This is a genomic window from Halomonas sp. 72, from assembly GCF_052379785.1.
In the GTDB taxonomy this organism is placed as follows: domain Bacteria; phylum Pseudomonadota; class Gammaproteobacteria; order Pseudomonadales; family Halomonadaceae; genus Vreelandella; species Vreelandella citrativorans.
Map to the genome: position 1 here is coordinate 1 of NZ_JBQSYY010000027.1, position 19,213 is coordinate 19,213.

Here is a 19,213-nt window from a genome sequence, read left to right on the forward strand (position 1 = left end):
ACTATCCCGAAGCGGTCGCGCTGATCAGTTTCGAGATTATCGAAGGTGCTCGGGACGGTCGCAGTGTGGCGGATTTGATGAGCTACGGGCGCGAGATTCTGAGCCGTGATGACGTGATGGAAGGCGTGGCCGAGATGGTCGACGAAGTCCAGGTCGAAGCCACTTTTCCGGATGGTACCAAGCTCGTGACGGTTCACACGCCTATTGTGTGAGGGGTGAGGAGTGAATGGTTAGGGGTAAGCGGTATTACTCCTCACATCTTACTCCTCACAACAAAACAAGGAGTAAGTAGATGATTCCCGGTGAGTATCAGTTAAAAGAAGATGATATTGAGCTATGCGTGGGGCGTGAGCGCATCACGGTGGACGTGGCGAACACCGGTGACCGGCCGATTCAGCTCGGCTCCCACTACCACTTTGCTGAGGCCAATCCCGCGCTGGTGTTTGATCGCGACAAGACCCGCGGTTTTCGCCTCGATGTGGCCGCAGGCACAGCAATCCGCTTTGAACCTGGCCAGACCCGTGAAGTCACGCTGATTCCGTTTGTGGGTAAGCGAGAGATCTACGGCTTTCGTGGCGAGGTGATGGGACCGCTGGACGGAGATAAACAATGAAACCGGGTAACAAGATTAGTCGGCAGGCCTACGCCGATATGTACGGCCCCACGGTAGGCGACCGGGTGCGCCTGGGCGATACCGAGCTGTGGATTGAGGTCGAAAAAGACGCCACCCACTATGGCGACGAGGTCAAATTCGGCGGCGGCAAGGTGATCCGCGATGGCATGGGTCAGAGCCAACGTAACGATGAAACCGTCATGGACACCGTCATCACTAACGCGCTGATTCTCGATTGGTGGGGCATCGTCAAAGCCGATGTGGGGCTACAGAACGGACGTATTGCTGCGATTGGCAAAGCGGGCAACCCAGACGTGCAGCCCGATGTGGATATCGTGATTGGCCCCGGTACGGAAATTATCTCGGGCGAAGGCAAGATCCTGACCGCGGGCGGCATCGACGCGCATATCCACTTTATCTGCCCCCAGCAGGTAGACGAAGCGCTGATGAGCGGTGTCACTACCATGCTGGGCGGCGGCACCGGCCCGGCCACCGGGTCGAATGCCACCACCTGTACGCCGGGCGCGTGGCACATTGGCAAAATGCTTCAGGCGGTGGATGACCTGCCCATGAATATCGGCCTGCTGGGTAAAGGTAATGCCAGCCTGCCGGAAGCCTTGGAGGCCCAGCTGGAAGCGGGCGCCATGGGCCTCAAGCTTCACGAAGACTGGGGCACAACGCCCGCATCAATTGATACCTGCCTGAGCGTGGCCGAGCGCTATGACGTGCAGATCGCCATTCACACCGATACGCTTAACGAATCGGGCTTTGTGGAAGATACTTTGGCGGCGTTTAAAGAGCGTGGCATTCACACCTACCACACTGAAGGCGCGGGCGGCGGACACGCGCCGGATATCCTCACTGCGTGTTCCAAAGAGTACGTACTGCCGTCATCGACTAACCCCACGCGGCCCTACACGGTGAACACCATTGATGAGCATCTGGATATGCTCATGGTTTGCCACCACCTGGACCCCAACATTCCCGAAGACGTGGCGTTTGCCGACTCACGCATTCGCCGTGAAACCATTGCTGCCGAAGATATCCTGCACGATTTGGGCGTGATCTCAATGATCGCCTCCGACTCTCAAGCCATGGGGCGGGTAGGCGAGGTGGTCTGCCGCACATGGCAAACCGCGCACAAAATGAAAGTACAGCGTGGCTTGCTGCCTGAAGATGAAGCGCTTGGTGCCGATAATCTGCGTGCCAAGCGCTATATCGCCAAGTACACCATCAACCCGGCGATCACCCACGGTATCGCTCACGAGGTGGGCTCTATTGAGGTAGGCAAGCTTGCCGATCTGGTGCTCTGGAAACCGGCTTTCTTCGGCGTTAAGCCGTCGCTGATTTTAAAAGGCGGCATGATCGCGGCAGCACCCATGGGCGACCCTAACGCTTCAATCCCCACGCCCCAGCCGGTTCATTATCGACGCATGTTCGGCGCTTTTGGCCGCGCGGCCAGCCAGACCCGGCTCAATTTTGTCAGCCAGGCGGCGATTGATGCAGGCCTCAAGGAGCGCTTGGGGCTTCAGAGCACGCTTGCCGCGTGCAAGAACGTACGCGGGGTGCGTAAGAAGGATATGAAGCTCAACGATGCCTGCCCCGAGCTGACCGTGGATCCGCAGACTTATGAAGTGCGCTGCGATGGCGAGCTGTTAACCTGCGAGCCCGCCACAGAGCTGCCGTTGGCTCAGCGTTATCATTTGTTCTAGATGCAACCCCGGCAGCGCTGCGCACTGCATCGCTAGCTGAAGCTACTCCTACAGGGGGGCATGCACTTTAACCGGTAGGAGCTGAGTTCCACTCGGCGATGGCGGCGCAGCCGCCCTTGGGTGACGGGGCGCGGTGCATGGTGTTAGCCACCAGCCTTGGCAGCGCTGCGCACTGCATCGCTAGCTGAAGCTACTCCTACAGGGGATGCATGCACTTTAACCGGTAGGAGCTGAGTTCACTCGGCGATGGCGGCGCAGCCGCCCTTGGTTGGCATGGCGCGGTACATGGTGTTAGCCACCAACCCGGCAGCGCTGCGCACTGCATCGCTAGCTGGAGCTGCTCCTGCAGGGCGTAGGCTGATTGGAAAGGTTCAATGTATTGGGCGATTAAGAGGTTAATGATGCTGAAACTGATAGAACGTTTAGGCCCGGTGGATGAAAGCGCAGCCAGCGATACGCTCACACTTCCCTTTGAACTGCGCATCCGTGGGCGCCTAAAAGCCGAAAGCGACAATGGCCAGGCGCTGGGGCTATTTTTAGACCGTGGCCCCGTACTGCGCAGTGGTGAAGGGTTAAAAGCGGAAAGCGGCGAGGTCATTCGCGTATGCGCCGCCATTGAACCGGTAGTGACCGCACGAGTAAGTGCTGGCTTACCCCTGGCGCGGTTGGCCTACCACTTGGGCAACCGTCATGTGCAGTTGGCGCTGGGCGAAGACGAGCGCGGCGGCTGGGTACGCTTTCCGCCCGATCACGTGCTGGAGGAGCTGGCTGAACTGCTGGGCGCAACGCTTGAACGTCACGCGGCCACGTTTGATCCAGAGCCGGGCGCCTATAACCAGGTGGGTGGACATGGTCATTCACACAGGCACTCGCATGCTCACGACCACGACCACGACCACGACCACGACCACAGCCATCACCATGCCCACTGAATCCGCAGCGTTGGGCAGCCAGCCTGATCTAGCCCTGCTCGGGCTGATGCAGCTAGTCAGCCCGGCACTGCCCATCGGGGCCTTTGCGTTTTCTCAAGGGCTGGAAAGTGCCTTTGAACTTGGCTGGGTTCACGATGAGCAGACGTTGGCCGAGTGGCTTTCCGGCGTGCTGGAAGATGGCCTGACCCGCTGTGAACTACCGGTAATTGTCCGCTTATATACGGCGTTTACGCAGCACGACAGCGCGGCGATTGCCCAGTGGGATGGTTGGCTGAGTGCCACGCGGGAAACCGCCGAGCTTGCCGCTGAAGACAGTCGCTTGGGAGCCTCTCTCAAGCGGCTGTTGGGTAGCCTTGGCCTGCTACCCAGTGAGGGCTTACTACCGTCCTTGTTACCGGTTCAGCCGGGCTATGTCACGCTGTTTGCGTTTACCGCCCATGCGCGAGGCGTAAGCATTCGTCAGGCGCTGATCGGGTTTGCCTGGGCATGGCTTGAAAACCAGCTGGCGGTGGCCTGTAAAGCGCTACCTCTTGGGCATACGGCCGCTCAGCGGATTATCGAACAGCTGCGATCGCCGCTGGTTAGCGCGGTAGATGAAGCATTAACGCTCGACGATCACGACCTTGGCCCCATATTGCCGGGGCTGGCGCTAGCCAGTGCCCTACACGAAACTCAATATTCACGCCTATTTAGAAGTTAGGAGATACTTACCATGACTCACTGTTTACGTATTGGTGTGGGCGGCCCCGTTGGTTCGGGTAAAACGGCGCTACTCAAGCAGCTCTGTCTGGCGCTGCGCGACTATTACGATATCGCGGTGGTGACGAACGATATTTATACCCGCGAAGACGCTGACTTTCTGCTTAAGCATGACGCCTTGGCCGCTGATCGCATTCTGGGCGTCGAAACCGGGGGGTGTCCGCATACGGCGATTCGTGAAGACGCCTCGATGAACCTGGCGGCTATCGATGAATTACAGGCGCGCCATCCTAAGCTTGAGCTGGTATTGGTAGAGTCTGGGGGAGATAACCTTTCTGCGACGTTTAGTCCCGAGCTTTCTGACCTCACGCTTTATGTGATTGATGTCTCGGCGGGAGACAAAATTCCGCGTAAGGGTGGGCCGGGGATTACCAAGTCGGATCTACTAATTATCAACAAGATCGATATCGCCGAGCAGGTGCACGCGTCGTTAGAGGTAATGGAGCGTGATTCAAAGAAAATGCGCGGCGAGCGGCCCTTTGTATTTACCAACCTTTACGATGGCGTAGGGCTTGAAGAGATTGTTCGCTTTATTCTTGATAAAGGAATGCTGGATGAGCGGCGCCCTCAGGCAGCGCTGGCGTAGTGGTTGAAACGCTGTCTTTGAACGTTCGCTGTTGAAAATCCGCTGCGGGACAGCCGCTATTGAGACATGGCTGCCAAAGTAACGTGACGTTAAAAAGTAAAATGCAGTGCAATAAAAAGCTGCCATGACCAGGCGGTACAAGGTCATGGCAGCTAAACTGTAGGTCGGCATCTTTGCCAAAAACGGGCCATCCTTGGCCACCACATCCACACAGTGCACCTTATGCTCGGTAAACACCTTAACTTGGGTTATGGAAACAGGTTTATATTCTAAAATAGCAACTAGTAGACTCGAAATGTCCGATTTTTAACGGAAATAATGATTTTTATTAACTTTTGCTAAAACCATTGAGCTTCTCGTGTAAGTCGCTGTGGCAAGACTAAAAGCTAATGTTATTGAGCTTTTATTGTGATGTGCTAACGAGAGACTTGCTGTTCTGATAGCCGGGTAGCCAGCAGTGTTGCAGCGCGGCGTGCCAAGGGGGAAAACTCCACGCTCTCAAGTGCCAGGCTGGCAACAAGGCGCTGCTTCATTGAGCGTGCCCAAAAGGTTTCCAGGTGACGGCAGATAGCCGCTGCTGCTGCCTCTTCATCACGACCGCTGCCCAGGTTGGTGGCGATCTGGTTAGTCATACGGACCAAATTGGCATCGTTGTTGTTTGACATAGGGTCTCTCCTCAACGCGGTAAAGGGCTCAGCCCTTGGCAGTGACAGGGCGGTGATAAATTACATGACGGCCTGGGCGTGCAAAACCGGCTAACAGAAGACCTGCTGCCTGCGCCTGTTCAACGGCCAGGGCGGTAGCTGCCGAGACGGCAACCAGCGCGCCGATCCCCACGCTTGCGCACTTGTGTACCATTTCATAGCTGGCTCGGCTGGAAACTAGTACAAAGCCCTCCTGGAGTGGTACGTCATCGCGTGCCAGCGAACCGATCAGTTTATCCAGTGCGTTGTGACGACCCACGTCTTCACGCACTCTTTGTATACGCCCCTGCAGATCACACCAGGCCGCGCCATGCACGGCGCCTGTTGCTTCCTTTAGAGGCTGATGGTCATCTAGCGTACAAAGCGCATGCTGAATGGCTGTGTCGTCAAGGTGTGGTGCACTCACCGTAGGGATGGGCCGAATGGCCTGCTCCAGGGCTTCTGTACCGCACAGCCCACAGCCGGTACGCCCGGTTGTGCTACGGCGGCGTTGTTTAAGCTCGGCCAGCCGCTGGCTGGCAATGCTTAGGTGAACCGCCAGGCCTTGAGCCTCTTCATGAAGCTCAAGGTCGTAGCACTCGTGAGAGTGGGCCAGGATGCCTTCAGAAAGACTGAACCCCAGGGCCAGATCTTCAAGATGCGAAGGACTTGCCATCATGACCGCATGGGAAATGCCGTTGTAGACCATCGCTACCGGCACTTCTAGCGCTAGCGCGTCCTCCTGCACAGTAGCGCGCCAATTGGCCGCGCTACTGTGGACTTCAACCGACTGGCGCGCCAAGGCGTCAGCCGGTTGCGCGGGTGCGTCGCGTTCACGCACTGCACTCATGACGCCTCCTGCTGCGCCTTGGCCAAGTGGCCACGCTGGGCCTTGTCAAAGGAGGAGAAACGCTGCTGCCAAGCGGAGGGCTGGCTGACTTTTTCTACTTGCACGGCGGTAACCTTGTATTCGGGGCAGTTGGTGGCCCAGTCCGAATTATCGGTAGTAATCACGTTGGCGCCACTACCGGGATGATGGAACGTAGTGTAGACCACCCCCGGCTGCATTCGCTCGCTCAGCCGCGCACGGAGCACCGTATGGCCTGATCGGCTGGTAATGCCGAGCCAGTCGCCGTCGCGCACGCCACGTAGCTCGGCGTCGCTTGGGTGCAACTCTAATATGTCCTCATCGTGCCAGTGTTGGTTGTCGGTGCGACGGGTTTGGGCACCCACGTTGTATTGGCTAAGAATCCGCCCGGTGGTGAGCAGCAGTGGGAAGCGGCGGGTGGCGCGCTCCTCGGTGGGCACGTATTCGGTAATCGCAAAGCGCCCGAGGCCAATGGGGAAGTTGATTTCGTGCATGGTCGGCATCCCCTCAGGATGCTCGGCATTACACGGCCACTGTAGGCTGCCATAGGCTTCCAGCTTTTCGTAGCTCACCCCGGTAAAGCTCGGCGTTAGCAGGGCGATCTCGTCCATGATTTCAGACGGGTGCGTGTAGCGCATCGGGTAGCCCAGCGCGTTGGCCAGGTCCTGGGTGATTTCCCAATCCTGCTTACCAGCCAGCGGCGGCATGACCTTGCGCACCCGGTTAATGCGCCGTTCGGCGTTGGTGAAGGTGCCGTTCTTCTCCAAAAAGCTGGAACCCGGTAGAAGTACATGGGCGAATTTGGCCGTCTCGTTCAAGAAGATATCCTGAACAATCAGGCAGTCCAGCGAACGCAGCGCAGCCTCAACGTGCTGCGTGTTGGGGTCAGACTGGGCGATATCTTCGCCCTGCACGTAAAGCGCCTTGAAAGTTCCTTCGATGGCGGCATCAAACATGTTGGGAATGCGCAGCCCCGGTTCATCGTCGAGCTTGACGCCCCAGACGCTTTCAAAGCGGCCACGGGCAATCGGGTCGGCCACGTGCTGGTAGCCCGGCAACTCATGCGGGAAGGAGCCCATATCGCAGGAGCCTTGCACGTTATTCTGGCCGCGCAGTGGGTTCACGCCCACGCCTTCGCGGCCAATATTGCCGGTGGCCAAGGCCAGGTTGGCAATCCCCATCACCATGGTAGAGCCTTGGCTGTGCTCGGTGACGCCCAAACCGTAGTAAATAGCGCCGTTGCCAGCGGTGGCGTAGGTGCGCGCTGCCTGGCGTACAGCCTCGGCGGGCACGCTGGTAATCGCTTCGCTGGCTTCCGGAGAGTGGCGCGGGTCGGCGATAAACGCACGCCAGCTTTGGTACGCTTCGGTGTCGCAGCGGCTAGCCACGAACGCCTTGTCTTCAAGACCTTCAGTGACCACCACATGCCCAAGTGCGTTGATCAGCGCGACGTTGGTACCAGGGCGCAGCGGCAAATGCTGGGCGTCGCTCAGGTGAGGCGTTTTGAGCAGATCGATAGAGCGTGGGTCAGCGACGATTAGCTTCGCGCCCTGACGCAGGCGCTTGCGCATCAGCGAGCCAAATACCGGGTGGGCGTCGGTGGGGTTGGCGCCAATCACGATAATCGCGTCGGCTTTCATCACCGAATCAAAGGTCTGCGTACCGGCGGATTCGCCTAGCGTGGTTTTCAAGCCGTAGCCGGTGGGCGAGTGGCAGACGCGTGCGCAGGTATCGGTGTTGTTGTTGCCAAACGCTGCGCGAATCAGTTTCTGCACCAGGTAGGTCTCTTCGTTGGTGCAGCGCGATGAGGTGATACCGCCAATGCTCTCGCGGCCATGCTCGGCCTGAATCGCTTTTAGGCGATTAGCGGCAAAGCCAATGGCTTCTTCCCAGCTGGCCTCGCGCCAGGGCTGGTCGATGCTGTCGCGGATCATCGGCGTGGTCAGGCGGTCGGGGTGAGAGGAGTAGCCGAACGCAAAGCGCCCCTTCACACACGAGTGGCCGTGGTTAGCGTCGCCGCCCTTGTAGGGCACCATGCGCACCAGCTTGTCACCTTTCATTTGCGCTTCAAACGAGCAGCCCACGCCACAATAGGCGCAGGTCGTGACTACGCTGCGGTCCGGCACGCCGTGATCAATGACGCTGTTTTCCATCAGCGTGGCGGTCGGGCAGGCCTGTACACAGGCGCCACACGAAACGCAGTCTGAATCCATAAACGCTTCGTCTTGCCCGGCGGCTACCTTGGAATCAAACCCGCGACCGTCGATGGTCAAGGCGAAGGTGCCCTGCACTTCCTCGCAGGCGCGCACGCAGCGGGAGCAGACGATGCACTTGCTGGGGTCGAAGCTGAAGTAGGGGTTGGAGGTATCTTTGGTGGCCTGAAGATGGTTCTCACCGTCAAACCCATAGCGTACTTCGCGAAGACCAACGCTGCCCGCCATGTCTTGTAGCTCGCAGTCGCCATTGGCCGGGCAGGTCAAACAGTCCAGCGGGTGATCAGAGATGTACAACTCCATCACGTTGCGGCGCAGTTTGGCGAGTCGCTCGTTCTGGGTGGTCACCTGCATGCCTTCCACCACGGGGGTGGTGCAGGAGGCTGGCAGCCCACGGCGGCCCTCTACCTGTACGGCGCATAACCGGCACGAGCCGAACGGCTCCAGGCTGTCGGTGGCACACAATTTGGGAATATTGATGTCGGCCAGCGCCGCTGCGCGCAGTACCGAAGTGCCTTCCGGTACCGTGATGGTAATACCATCAATTTCCAGGTTCACCAGCGCCGTACCGGTTGGGAAAGGCGTGCCCAGGTCTTTATCGTGGGCGGCGCTTCTGGTGTACTGTTTGGGGTCAAAGTGTCCGATCATGATCTGTCTCCGTTCGCGGCCCGCTGGAAATCGTCAGGGAAGTGGTTCAGGGCGCTTTGCACCGGGAAGGGGGTCATGCCCCCCATGGCACAGAGCGAACCATCCTCCATCGTTTCGCAGAGGTCATGGAGCAGGGCGAGGTTGGCCTCGCGGTTTTGGTCGGCGCGGATACGATCAATCACTTCCACGCCACGGGTTGAGCCGATACGGCATGGCGTACACTTGCCGCAGGACTCCACCTTGCAGAATTCCATCGAGAAGCGCGCCTGTTCGGCCATATCCACGCTCTCATCAAACATCACCACACCGCCGTGGCCGAGCACCGCGCTCTCGGCGGCAAAGGCTTCGTAGTCCAGCGGTAAGTCCCACTGGGATTCCGGCAGGTAGGCGCCCAGCGGGCCTCCCACCTGTACGGCACGCAGCGGTTTGTCGCTTAACGTGCCGCCACCGAACTCCTCCATCAGGGTGCGCAGCGTGGTGCCGAAGGCAAGCTCTACTAGCCCGCCACGTTTGACGTTGCCCGCCAGTTGAAGCGCCAGAGTGCCCCGCGAGCGGCCCATGCCGTGGGTGGCGTAGGCCTCGGCGCCTTCGGCAAGAATAAACGGCACTGCTGCCAACGAAAGCACGTTGTTAACCACGGTAGGAAGGCCGAATAGTCCTTCAATAGCGGGCAGCGGCGGCTTGAAGCGTACTAGGCCGCGTTTGCCTTCCAGGCTTTCGAGCAGCGAGGTTTCTTCACCGCAAATGTATGCCCCAGCGCCCAAGCGCACTTCCAAATGAAAAACGCGGCCACTGCCACACAGGTTCTCACCCAGATAACCGGCCTGTTCGGCATGGGCGATGGCCTCGTCAAGAATCTCCTTGGCCAGCGGGTATTCTGAGCGCAGGTAGATATAGCCTTGGGTTGCGCCTACCGCAAGCCCGGCAATCGTCATGCCCTCAATCAGCAGGTAGGGGTCGCACTCCATCACCAACCGGTCGGCGAAGGTGCCGGAGTCGCCTTCATCAGCGTTGCAGACGATATACTTTTGATCGGCCGGTGTGTCCAGCACCGTCTGCCACTTGATGCCAGTAGGAAACGCCGCCCCACCGCGCCCGCGCAGCCCAGAGGCTTTTACTTCCTCAACAATGTCCTGTGGCGCGCTTTGCAGCGCTGCCTCCAGACCGCGAAACCCACTATGCGCCCGGTAATCTTCAATCGAGAGTGGGTCGGTAATACCAATACGGGCGAACGTCAGGCGCTGCTGGCGAGCGAGGTAATCGATCTCTTCGGTTGGCCCCAGGGCCAATGAATGGGTGATGCTGCCCTGCAGCATGCCGCTGTCCAGCAGCGCGGGGATATCGGCAAGTGCCACCGGGCCATAGGCAAAGCGGCCGGTGGGTGTTTCCACCTCAACCAGTGGCTCAAGCCAGGCAAGCCCGCGTGAGCCATTGCGCACCAGCGTAATGGATTCACCACGGGCAGCGGCTTCTCGTGCCAGCCGGTTGGCGATGGCATCGGCGCCCAGCGCCAGCGCGGTGGTATCTCGGGGTACGAAAACACGAATGCTCATGCGATCACCTCCAGCGGCCTGGTTTGCAGCTCATCCAATAATGCATCGAAAGCTTCAGGCGTTACCCGACCGCGCACGCCATTATCCACGCGAACGGAGGGGCCACAGGCGCAGTTGCCCAGACAGTAAACGGCCTCAAGGGTGATATCGCGGTCGCTGGTGGTCTGGTGGTAATCAATGCCCAGGCGCGCTTTGGCATGAGCCTCAAGCTGGCGCGCGCCGACGGCCTGGCATGCCTCGGCGCGACAGATCTGCACCACGTGGCGACCCGGCGGTGCGGTCCGAAAGTGGTGATAAAAGCTAATGACCCCGTGTACTTCAGCGCTGGTCAGCTGTAATGACTCGGCGATGAGAGGCACGGCATCCGGAGGAATAAAGCCGAAGCGGTCCTGGAGGGCATGAAGAATCGGCAGCAACGCGCCTGGTTTGTGGCGTAGCGCATTGATCTCGGCCTGAATCGACTGCGACGACCATTCTCGAGACTCATTCATCATGTCTCTCCTGGTGCTGATTTATTATTTAGTAAACATGCACAGCTCTGCCTATTTTAAGCGATGTGTTAAAAAGAGCGTGCACCACGGTCAGTGCAACGCTAGCATCAACGCTATAAGTACAAAATATGAAAGATTATGCCTATGAAAAAAGCCATGCAAAAAATCAGCGTTATCCCCTCTTGGTGCTTTCGCGATGAGGAGGGTAATCAGCTTGATATACACCTACTTCGCTTGCTTGAAGCGGTTTATCGGCGGGGAAAACTCACGCTCGCCGCAAGCGATGTCGGCATCTCGTATCGCCATGCTTGGAACCTTTTGCGCCAGGGGGGGGAGTTCTTTGGGGTACCGCTGGTAGAGATGCAGCGTGGGCGCGGCGCACGGCTTTCACTGCTAGGTGAAAAGTTGTTGTGGGCCGAGCAGCGTGCGATTGCCCGCCTGGGGCCGCAGCTGGAAAGCCTGGGGTCTGAACTGAACCTGGCGATTCAACAGCAGCAGCAAGGGGCGCTATCGGTGTTGCGGCTGCACGCCAGCCATGGTTTTGCTGTCGAGCTACTTCCCAAATACCTGCACGAAACACCCTTGGACTTACAGTACTGCAGCCTGCAAGAGTCGTTGACGGCTCTTCACCGGGGCAGTTGCGATGTGGCGGGTTTTCATCTGCCGCGTGGCAAGGTCGGTGAGCGCGTACGCGATACTTACCAGGCGCTTTTAAAGCCGCGCCAGCACCGAGTGATTGGCTTTATCGCCAGAACTCAGGGGCTGATGGTGGCGCCGGGTAATCCGCTTGGTATCACGGGGGTCGCATCGCTGGCTGATAAGTCCGTGCGGTTCGTCAACCGCCAGGCTTCGTCAGGCACGCGCTCGTTGTTGGACTGCCTGTTAAAAGAGGCGGCGGTTTCCAGCAAAAAGATTCGTGGGTTTGAAATAGAGGAGTTTACCCACTCTGCGGTAGCTGCTTACGTCGCCGCTGGCATGGCTGATTGCGGCTTTGGTGTCGAGGCTGCCGCTCAAAAGTTTGGGCTTGATTTTTTACCGCTGGCTATCGAAGACTATCTTTTGGCCTGCCATCACCGTTCGTTAGAAGAACCACGGCTATGTGCCTTTCTGAAGGCATTGCAGGGTGAGCCCTTTCAGGAAGCGGTCAAGCGCCTGCCGGGTTATAGCCCAAGCCAGTGTGGTGAGGTGATGCGGCCCGAGGATGTACTCACGGCAAAAAAATGAGTGCTCTGTTAAACACCAGGAGACAGAAAAGCAGAACTTCGCTTATCCAGCGATCAATAACCCAAACCTATAGTCCCTGCATAATAAGCTCAACGGCCCGCCCTCAACGCAAGAGCGGGCCGTTTGCTCACCCTAGAGCGTTGGATGGAGGAACGTTTAGTAACTGGTAATCCATAAAATGATGCCAAACCAGATGGGATCAAACCCCAGGCTTGTGATCATGGGAAACGTAATAGGCAGCGTCATTAGCAGTAGCGATATGCCATCAAAGAAGCAACCCAGTACGATATAAATGATAACAATCATCAGCTGCCAATCGCGGAAAACATGATAGAAGCATGTTTAAAGCGCCCTTATTGACGCTTCATGCACGGTTTTATATTCATGAACGGCGATGGGCGACCATAGGATGGCTAACAATTCCTTGCACATTAATCCTGGCCAGCAGTGATGCGATGCCAATTGATTACCTTTCAGGTTATGTTGGTATCTTGAAAATGCCCCCTTTTGCACCGTCGTCGTGGTCAGGTTGAGGGAATATATGAAAGATAAGTTTTGTAGCTTGTTGAAAAATAAAAATATGGCCTATTTACCACCAGAACAAACGCTGGCAGTGCCCGCAAAAGTGAAAACAGTCGTTTTTTTGTTGATGGAAAATTTTTCCATGATGGCATTTACAGGTGCTGTCGATGCGTTGGTAACAACGAATTTGATGAACTCAACGACCACTTACAACATAAGGGTTGTCGGTCATGGCAGCGCCGCTGTGCTATCAGACTTGGGGATTGAAATTAACGCGGATGCATCTCTCGCGGATTTTGATCTTTCCAACGAAAAAGTAGATGTATTGATAGTGTGTGGTGGCTTGAGAGTTAAAGCGCAATCCTCAGCGCTTGTGCGTAATAAGCTAAGAAAGGCAGATAGCCACGGCGTTGTATTGGGTGGTTTATGGAATGGCGCCTACTTTCTTGCAGACGCAGGTCTGTTGAGTGGCTATCAGTGCGCGTACCATCCTGACGGACGCGCCATGATGGCTGAGGAGTTTCAAGACGTTACTATCTCTGCTCGAAGCTACGTTGTGGATAGAAAGAGATTAAGCTGCGCGGGCGCGAGCAGCTCCCTAAGTCTCATGCTAGAAGTTGTAAGAGCCGATTGCGGTGACCAGGTAGCCAGTGCGGTTGAGGAAATGCTCAGCTGTGACAAAGAAATAGAGCTGCCAGACATTTCAACGATTAACGTGGATCAAAACCATACGTTACCAGAAACGCTTAAAACAGCCCTTCAGTTGATGAAAAACAACATTGAAGAGCCGTTATCTATTGTTGAAATAGCCAATTGGGTGGGTATTTCACGGCGCCAGCTAGAGCGATTGTTCTGTCGCTATATTGTCGCTAGTCCTTCGAGGTATTACATGGAGTTACGCTTAACACGGGCGCGGCAGCTATTGCAGCAAACAAATAAACCGATAGCAGAGGTGACCGTAGCAACAGGGTTTGTGAGTATTTCGCACTTTAGAAACTGCTTTTATCAACTTTTTGGCGTGTCCCCTGGCCAGTTTAGAAAGTCGTTTCAAAAGGGCGGCCATTTCCTGTGATCTTGTGCCTGAATGGCGGCGTACTGATAAATACGGGGTTCAAAGGGAGCCGGGCAGGCTCCCTTGAAGAGCATATCTGGACGATATTAATTTCCCGACCATCCCATGAATATCGGAACATAGACCACTAGCAGCAGCACGCCGATTAGCCCCAGCAGATAAGGCACGATGGCGCGTGTTATACGCTCAAGCGGTAGCTGTGTCACTGAAGATGCAACGTACAGGTTGATCGCCACGGGTGGCGTGATCATGCCTATCGAGAGCCCTACCACGATAATCAGACCGAAGTGGATCGGATCGATCCCCAACTGCAGCACCAGCGGTAGCAGCACCGGCGTTAAGATAATCAGCGCGCTTGCCGTTTCGATAAACACACCGGTCAGCAGGATGACGGCGACCACCAGCAGCATGATAATCAGCGGGTTGGTGGAGAGCGACAACACCGATTGCGCGATAGCACCAGGCACCTGCCAGCTAGACAGCGTCCAGCTCAGCACCGCCGACATGGCAATCACTAGCATGATCACTGCAGTGGTGATGGCTGAGCGGATCAGCAGCCGATACACCTGGGGCAGGGTTAAATCACGATAGATGAATAGCGACACCAGCAGCGCATAGTTGACGGCTACCACCGCCGCCTCGGAAGGCGTGAAAATGCCTGAAAAGATGCCGCCCAGAATAATCACCGGCGTCATCAGCCCCCAGCTAGCAGCTTTCAACGTACGCCAGATGGTGGCCAGAGATAGCGGCGTGCCCTTGGGGTACTGGCGTTTATAGGCTTGGGTGATAGCAATGGCCATTAGCCCCAAGCCCATGGCCAAACCGGGCAAAAAGCCGCTTAAAAATAGCTTGGATACCGATTGCTGGGCAATCACCGCATAGATAATCATGGGCACCGAGGGCGGAATGACCACGCCAATCGTGCCACTGGCGGCAATCAGGCTAGCTGCCGAGGCGGGGTCGTAGCCCTTTCGCTTAAGCTCCGGCACCAGGCTTGAACCGACCGCCGCCGTAGTGGCCGCCCCCGAACCCGAAATAGCGGCAAAGAACATGCCCGCCATGACCGATACGATCGAAAGCCCGCCGCGCATAAAGCCCACCAGCGAATCGGCAAAACTCACCAACCGTTCGCTCACCTTGCCTTGGGCCATTAAGTCTCCGGCCAGGATGAACATGGGAATCGCCACCAACGCGAACGAGTTGATGCCCTGAAACATCTGCTGGGTCACCACCATCAGCGGCACGCCCGACTGATACAGGGCAAACAGAGTGCTTGCGCCAATCGCAAAGGCAATCGGCACGCCTATCAGCATAAACAGGAAGAACAGGCCAAATAGCAGCATGGTCATGGTGTCTGTTCTCCAGTGGGTTGCGAGGGTTTACCTTCAAGCACCAGTTCAAGCAGATCGACCAACGCATACCAGGCCATGATGGCCGCACTGATCGGCATTACGGCATACACGTACGACATCGGCACGCGCAGCGAGGCGGATTTCTGAAAGCTCTGTACCTGCATGTAGCGATAGCCGATCACTACCAGCGTGATCATAAAAGCGATAACCACCATCACCGCCAGTATTCGTGCTATTTGGCGTAAACGAGCGGGAAGCGCGTCGACGGCAAAGGTAACGGCGATATGATGGCCGCGCTGAAAGGCCAGCGTGCCGGCTAGAAAAGTAATCCAGATGAGCAGAAAACGTGCGACCTCTTCGGTCCAGCCAAAGGCGGTGAAAAATACTCGAGAGACAATTTGCAGCGTAATCACGCCGATCAAGGCCGCCATGCCCGCAAAGACCACTGGCTGGAGAACCGTATCCAGACCGCGCTCTATGCCTCTTAATAGTGCCAATAAAGGTTGAGAGAAAGTGGCCACGTTACAGCAGTGCCTCCTGGATGCGAGGAAGGCGGTTACTGAACTGTTCGCCAAGTAGCTCTTGGTATGCCGCCGCACTTGGGGCGCTGTCGTCGCTATTCATTATGCAGGCAATCGCCCGTGTGGCGCGTTTAAGTAAATGGCGGGGCATGTGGGAAGAGGGGACGTTATCCACGTTATCTCCTTGGAATGATCTGTTTTTTTATAGTGTAGAGGGGGGGAGGCCTTAATCAGCGCGTCATCTATACCATATTGGTTTTAGCGAACAAATAATTGATTGTAATCCCGCCATTCGTCGTAGAGCCTGCCGGAAAACCACGCTGGCAATAAAAAACGTTTTAGATCGTAGCCTTGAGCAAATACACCGTTGGCGATAGCCTCTCTGCCTACGTATAAATACATAGCCAGGCTTCACGCCGCACCGACCGGCCCTGACAGGAACAGAGAATGGACACGCTGATTAATAGCCTTACCGACATCGTAGGAAAAACAGGCGTACTGCTGGGTGATGACGTTGCCCAGCGCAGTGTCGACTGGTTCACCAAAGCGTCTTGTCAGGCAAAAGCAATTATTCGACCGCAATCCACTGAACAGCTCAGCCAGGTCATGACGCTTTGTTATGAGGCCAATCAGCCGGTGGTCACCCACGGTGGATTAACCGGCGTCGTGCATGGCGCCGTTGCCAGCCCTGACGAACTCGTGGTGTCGCTGGAGCTAATGAACCAGATCGAGCATATCGATGCCGTGGGTTCCACGATGCAGGTACAGGCGGGCGTGACGCTTCAGCACGTTCAGGAAGCCGCTCAAGAGATCGACAGGCAGTTTGCGCTGGACTTGGGCGCACGCGGTTCCTGCACTGTTGGCGGTAACATCGCCACTAACGCGGGCGGCATTCGGGTGATTCGCTACGGCATGATGCGCCAACAGGTGTTAGGGCTGGAAGTGGTTCTCAGCGATGGTACCGTGGTCAGTTCCATGAACACTATGCTGAAAAACAACGCCGGTTACGATTTAAAGCAGATGTTTATGGGTAGCGAAGGCACCCTGGGGATTGTTACCCGGGCCGTGCTGCGCCTGCATCCGAATATGCCCAGCGAGCAGACCGCGTTCGTCGCGGTGCCCTCGTTCGACGCGCTGACATCGCTGTTAAACATGGCCTCCAAAGAGCTTGCCAACAGCCTGAGTGCCTTCGAAGCGCTATGGAACAATCACTACGCGTTGATGACTTCCGCGACGACCAAACACACCGCATTGCTGGCCAACAACTCGCCGTTCTACGCCATTATTGAAACGCTTGGCTCGGACGATGAGAAAGATGCCGAAGCGTTTGCGAGCGTACTGGAAAAAGCCCTTGAAGCAGAGCTGATCACGGATGCCGTGCTGGCCAGCTCCAGCAGCCAGCGCGAAGGGATCTGGGCCGTGCGTGAGGATATCGAAACCCTGGTGCACGCGCTTGACCCGATGTTCTCCTACGACATTAGCCTGCCGATCACCCACATGGATGAGTACGTAACGGCACTAGAAGGCAAGTTGAAGGCGCAATGGCCGGAAACCTGCGAGCTGGTCGTGTTTGGCCACTTGGGCGATGGCAACCTGCACATCATCGTCACGGTGCGTGACGCCAGCCAGGATGCCCGGCGTCAGGTCGAAGAGTTGGTATACGGTTCGCTGGTGAAATACAACGGCTCGATCTCCGCTGAACACGGGGTGGGCCTGGAAAAGCGCGACTACCTGACACTTTCACGCTCACCGGAAGAGATCGCCCTGATGAAGCGCCTGAAACAGGCAATGGACCCTAAAGGGCTGCTTAACCCCGGAAAAATTCTGGCCTGAGCACCTGGTGAGTCATCGCATGCAGACAACAGGCCACCGTGAGGTGGCCTGTTGGGTTCATCAATCAATCAATTGGTGAGGCGTGGCTTACTCCGCCAGTGCTTCTTGAATGCGTGGCAGGTAGTCACCAAACTGCTGGCCGTACTTCTCGTACACCGGCACCACCGCAGCTTGGAAGGCCTCCATATCAGGCGATTCATTAATTTCCATACCGGCTTCCTGCAGAGCGGCTAGCTGTTCGGCTTCCATATCGGCATTAACCTGGCGTTCGTACTCAGCGGCTTCCTGGGCCGCCTCTTCCAAAACGGCCTGTGCTTCTTCCGGCAGTTGGTTCCAAGCCGACATGCCCATCACAAAAATAGCCGGGGCATAGGTATGGCGCGAGAGCGTCATATAGTTCTGCGTTTCGCCCAGCTTAAAGGAGTAGACCACGTTTACCGGGTTTTCCTGACCGTCGATGGTGCCCTGCTGCATCGCCGTGAGTGCCTCGGTCCAGGCCATCGGGATGGCGTTGGCGCCCAGCTCGCGGAAGGTATCGGTGTATACCGGGTTTTCCATCACACGAATGCGCAGACCGTCCATATCGGCTGGCGTGTTCACTGCGCGCTCGCTATTGGTCAGGTTGCGAAAGCCGCGTTCGGCGTAGGCCAAGCCTTTCAGGTTAACGTCGGAAAGCTTATCTAAAAGCTCCTGGCCGATTTCGCCATCCAAAACCCCATAAGCCGCCTCAGGGGACGGGAACAGGAAGGGCAGCTCAAACACTGCCATCTCTTCTACAAAGTTGGCTACCGGACCATTGGTAATCAACCCCATATCCACGGTGCCAATCTGCATGCCTTCCAACAACGTACGCTCATCGCCTAATGAAGCATTGGGGTAGATATCAATGATCACCTTGCCGTCGGTGCGCTCTTCCACCAACTCCTCAAACTTGGTGGCGGCGATATGAAAGCCATCCTGCTCGTTGACCACGTGCGCCAAGCGCAGAGTCACGGGGTCCATATCGTCAAAATTAGCCGCGAAGGCTGAGCTACAAAACGCCAAGGAAACAGAGAGTGCCAGCGTATGTTGTGCGAATGTTTTCATTTTTATAGGTTCCGGATGTGTAATAAAGGAAAGTGCCTGCAAAGCATGCATCACACAAGGCAAAACGGTCAATTAAGCGAGCAGTAAAGCCGCCGCGCGGCTAGACACAGCACGTCCGCACAGGTACGATACGCACCCAATGCGCCCGTAGCTCAGTTGGATAGAGTATCGGCCTCCGAAGCCGAGGGTCGCAGGTTCAAATCCTGCCGGGCGCGCCAGAATTGCTGAAAAAAAGCCCACGACAGAGTCGTGGGCTTTTTTTGTTAGCTAGCGTTTATTAATTCTTGCAGCCATTTTTGGCGCAGGTAATACGCTCTGACGTAGCTACCCAGTGAGACGCGTGTTCACGGGTATCGAATCCGCATCCCGTTTTACCGCCCTTGGTGCCTTTGTGTACTTCGTTTGTCGGAGTGTGTTTGACTGCCATTTGACCTCCTTCTCGTCACTATTAATTATTATGTTCTTTGCGTAGAAGCTATTGCTGTTATGCAATCGGCCTCTAAAAAAGAAGCATAGTCGCAATTAAGATGAGTGCCGAAGATTTC

General features: G+C 56.6%; 19 protein-coding genes, 1 tRNA gene and 1 pseudogene. 10 read left to right on the top strand and 11 right to left on the bottom strand.

What is annotated here, in order from left to right; translation table 11 throughout:
• The 6 genes from ureA to ureG all read left to right on the top strand — a co-directional run.
• Positions 1-212 (top strand): urease subunit gamma (gene ureA / locus ACT3T6_RS16555; RefSeq protein ID WP_444625962.1); only part of this gene is annotated, 212 nt, incomplete at its 5' end.
• Positions 213-292: 80 nt separating this feature from the next.
• Complete coding sequence (locus ACT3T6_RS16560; protein WP_087110727.1) at positions 293-613, top strand: urease subunit beta; 321 nt, start codon at positions 293-295, stop codon at positions 611-613.
• The gene (gene ureC / locus ACT3T6_RS16565; protein ID WP_192527747.1) at positions 610-2,325 is read left to right on the top strand and encodes an urease subunit alpha; all 1,716 of its coding nucleotides are present in this window, start codon (positions 610-612) and stop codon (positions 2,323-2,325) included. The genes ACT3T6_RS16560 and ureC overlap by 4 nt, the downstream gene beginning before the upstream one ends.
• A 401-nt stretch (positions 2,326-2,726) precedes the next feature.
• On the top strand, positions 2,727-3,257 hold the full coding sequence (gene ureE / locus ACT3T6_RS16570; protein WP_193053391.1) for an urease accessory protein UreE: 531 nt from the start codon (positions 2,727-2,729) through the stop codon (positions 3,255-3,257).
• Complete coding sequence (locus tag ACT3T6_RS16575; RefSeq protein ID WP_087110732.1) at positions 3,247-3,957, top strand: urease accessory protein UreF; 711 nt, start codon at positions 3,247-3,249, stop codon at positions 3,955-3,957. The genes ureE and ACT3T6_RS16575 overlap by 11 nt, the downstream gene beginning before the upstream one ends.
• Positions 3,958-3,969: 12 nt before the next feature.
• Positions 3,970-4,602: an urease accessory protein UreG gene (gene ureG / locus ACT3T6_RS16580; protein ID WP_087110734.1), complete on the top strand. Its 633-nt coding sequence runs from the start codon at positions 3,970-3,972 to the stop codon at positions 4,600-4,602.
• A gap of 416 nt (positions 4,603-5,018) precedes the next feature.
• Here the strand turns inward: ureG and ACT3T6_RS16585 are convergent, their stop codons facing one another.
• Genes ACT3T6_RS16585 through ACT3T6_RS16605 form a run of 5 tightly spaced genes read right to left on the bottom strand, consistent with a single transcriptional unit; the run spans position 5,019 to position 11,058 of the window.
• Complete coding sequence (locus ACT3T6_RS16585) at positions 5,019-5,267, bottom strand: formate dehydrogenase subunit delta (protein WP_087110736.1); 249 nt, start codon at positions 5,265-5,267, stop codon at positions 5,019-5,021.
• A gap of 28 nt (positions 5,268-5,295) precedes the next feature.
• Positions 5,296-6,135, bottom strand: a complete 840-nt coding sequence (gene fdhD / locus ACT3T6_RS16590; RefSeq protein WP_087110738.1) for a formate dehydrogenase accessory sulfurtransferase FdhD — start codon at positions 6,133-6,135, stop codon at positions 5,296-5,298.
• A complete protein-coding gene (gene fdhF / locus ACT3T6_RS16595) occupies positions 6,132-9,014 on the bottom strand; it encodes a formate dehydrogenase subunit alpha (protein WP_193053392.1) in 2,883 nt (960 codons plus the stop codon). Before fdhF ends, fdhD begins: the two co-directional genes overlap by 4 nt.
• Positions 9,011-10,567 (bottom strand): formate dehydrogenase beta subunit, encoded by a 1,557-nt coding sequence (locus ACT3T6_RS16600; RefSeq protein WP_172116964.1) that lies wholly within the window; start codon positions 10,565-10,567, stop codon positions 9,011-9,013. Before ACT3T6_RS16600 ends, fdhF begins: the two co-directional genes overlap by 4 nt.
• A complete protein-coding gene (locus ACT3T6_RS16605) occupies positions 10,564-11,058 on the bottom strand; it encodes a formate dehydrogenase subunit gamma (protein ID WP_087110744.1) in 495 nt (164 codons plus the stop codon). Before ACT3T6_RS16605 ends, ACT3T6_RS16600 begins: the two co-directional genes overlap by 4 nt.
• A gap of 156 nt (positions 11,059-11,214) precedes the next feature.
• On the opposite strand from ACT3T6_RS16605, the gene ACT3T6_RS16610 reads away from it, so the two are divergent.
• The gene (locus ACT3T6_RS16610) at positions 11,215-12,282 is read left to right on the top strand and encodes a substrate-binding domain-containing protein (protein WP_193053404.1); all 1,068 of its coding nucleotides are present in this window, start codon (positions 11,215-11,217) and stop codon (positions 12,280-12,282) included.
• Positions 12,283-12,456: 174 nt separating this feature from the next.
• Here the strand turns inward: ACT3T6_RS16610 and ACT3T6_RS16615 are convergent.
• Positions 12,457-12,591, bottom strand: a pseudogene (locus tag ACT3T6_RS16615) (TRAP transporter large permease subunit); the annotation flags it as partial.
• A gap of 232 nt (positions 12,592-12,823) precedes the next feature.
• On the opposite strand from ACT3T6_RS16615, the gene ACT3T6_RS16620 reads away from it, so the two are divergent.
• Positions 12,824-13,876: a GlxA family transcriptional regulator gene (locus ACT3T6_RS16620; protein ID WP_193053393.1), complete on the top strand. Its 1,053-nt coding sequence runs from the start codon at positions 12,824-12,826 to the stop codon at positions 13,874-13,876.
• An 86-nt stretch (positions 13,877-13,962) separates the two neighbouring features.
• Here the strand turns inward: ACT3T6_RS16620 and ACT3T6_RS16625 are convergent, their stop codons facing one another.
• From ACT3T6_RS16625 to ACT3T6_RS16635, 3 genes are read right to left on the bottom strand one after another with little or no spacing between them, the layout of a single operon-like run.
• Positions 13,963-15,225, bottom strand: a complete 1,263-nt coding sequence (locus tag ACT3T6_RS16625) for a TRAP transporter large permease (RefSeq protein WP_193053394.1) — start codon at positions 15,223-15,225, stop codon at positions 13,963-13,965.
• Positions 15,222-15,749, bottom strand: a complete 528-nt coding sequence (locus ACT3T6_RS16630) for a TRAP transporter small permease (protein ID WP_087110751.1) — start codon at positions 15,747-15,749, stop codon at positions 15,222-15,224. Before ACT3T6_RS16630 ends, ACT3T6_RS16625 begins: the two co-directional genes overlap by 4 nt.
• A gap of 1 nt (position 15,750) precedes the next feature.
• A complete protein-coding gene (locus ACT3T6_RS16635) occupies positions 15,751-15,924 on the bottom strand; it encodes a hypothetical protein (RefSeq protein WP_176372232.1) in 174 nt (57 codons plus the stop codon).
• Between the two features lie 272 nt (positions 15,925-16,196).
• Between ACT3T6_RS16635 and ACT3T6_RS16640 the strand changes: the two genes are divergently transcribed.
• The gene (locus ACT3T6_RS16640; protein WP_193053395.1) at positions 16,197-17,582 is read left to right on the top strand and encodes an FAD-binding oxidoreductase; all 1,386 of its coding nucleotides are present in this window, start codon (positions 16,197-16,199) and stop codon (positions 17,580-17,582) included.
• 87 nt (positions 17,583-17,669) lie between these two features.
• Here ACT3T6_RS16640 and ACT3T6_RS16645 read toward each other — a convergent pair whose 3' ends face one another.
• Positions 17,670-18,668: a TRAP transporter substrate-binding protein gene (locus tag ACT3T6_RS16645; protein ID WP_193053396.1), complete on the bottom strand. Its 999-nt coding sequence runs from the start codon at positions 18,666-18,668 to the stop codon at positions 17,670-17,672.
• 141 nt (positions 18,669-18,809) lie between these two features.
• On the opposite strand from ACT3T6_RS16645, the gene ACT3T6_RS16650 reads away from it, so the two are divergent.
• A tRNA-Arg gene (locus ACT3T6_RS16650) sits at positions 18,810-18,886 on the top strand.
• 59 nt (positions 18,887-18,945) lie between these two features.
• On the opposite strand, the gene ACT3T6_RS16655 is transcribed toward ACT3T6_RS16650, so the two are convergent.
• The gene (locus ACT3T6_RS16655; protein ID WP_193053397.1) at positions 18,946-19,095 is read right to left on the bottom strand and encodes a hypothetical protein; all 150 of its coding nucleotides are present in this window, start codon (positions 19,093-19,095) and stop codon (positions 18,946-18,948) included.
• Positions 19,096-19,213 lie beyond the last annotated feature (118 nt).